Origin of the sequence: Paraburkholderia kururiensis JCM 10599 = LMG 19447 (assembly GCF_003986935.1) — a bacterium.
Classification (GTDB): Bacteria; Pseudomonadota; Gammaproteobacteria; order Burkholderiales; family Burkholderiaceae; genus Paraburkholderia; species Paraburkholderia kururiensis.
The window spans coordinates 1-992 of the sequence record NZ_RJZE01000102.1 but is presented as its reverse complement, the minus strand read 5'-3'; the positions used below and the strand labels follow the sequence as shown (position 1 = coordinate 992).

At 71.0% G+C, this 992-nt stretch carries 1 protein-coding gene; it reads right to left on the bottom strand.

Annotated elements, in window-relative coordinates; genetic code table 11:
• Positions 1 to 200: 200 nt before the first annotated feature.
• Positions 201 to 992 (bottom strand): response regulator transcription factor (locus tag PKKP23_RS33440; protein ID WP_138721059.1); only part of this gene is annotated, 792 nt, incomplete at its 5' end.

Sequence of the window (992 nt, the reverse complement as noted above, 5' to 3'; positions counted from 1 at the left end):
CCGCCGGCGCTCCGGCCCCGCCAACACTTCCATCACTTCTTGCTTGTTGTTAGTCAAAAACACAGTCTTATGCCTACCCGCTATTGTAAGTGGGAGACTGTGTCCGGAGATTCAGGGGGCTGCTCCACCAGGCTGGCGGACTGCGCGCCGGGCCACCAGCAGCCAGCTCACCGCATGACCGTCGCGCCATGCGCGCGCGTTCATCCACGTGGCTCCGGCGCACGGCCCGGTACCGCCGCCGGCAGGGCCAGGCTGGCGGTAAGCGCACGCGCGGCCCTGCGCGGGTCACCCGGCAGGACACCACGCCCCTCCGCCCGCGCCAGCGGCGCCCCCTTCCGCGCCAGATCCTCCAGTCGGTAGCCGTAGCCATACAGCGGAACGATCAGATAGCCGTTCTCCGGGCGCAGTCCCAGCAGGGCCCGCACCGCCCACACGTGCGTGTCGACCGTGCGCGTCAGCACGTCGCCGTGCGTGCGGCCCCACACCGTTTCGAACAGGTACGTCCGCGACAGCGGCCGGCCGGCATTCCGGAAGAACAGGATGGCCAGCGCGAACTGCTTGCGCGACAGCGCGACGTACTGCCCGCGCCGGTACGCCCGCTCCTCCTTCAGGTTGAACAGGAAATCCCGGTATTCCAGCCGCGCGGCCGGCGCCCCGTTCCCGCCACCGCGGCGCAGCAGCGCCGACACGCGCGCGGCCAGGATGTCGGGGTCGACCGGCCGGATCACATAGTCGTCGGCGCCGGCGTTGAGGAAGTGCGCCACGTCGCCCGGTGTCGCGCGCGCCGTCGTGACCAGCACCGGCAGGTTCGCGTGACAGTTTCCGCGGATCCACCGCAGCACCGCGTCGCCGGACATGTCGCGCGCATTGCGGCCCAGGATCACCAGATCCCAGGCCTGTCCGCCCAGCGCGACGGTCAGGGCGTGGCCCCTGCGGAAAACCTCGCAGCGGTGGCCGGCACGGCCGAGCACGCCCGAGGCGAGCTCCAGCCA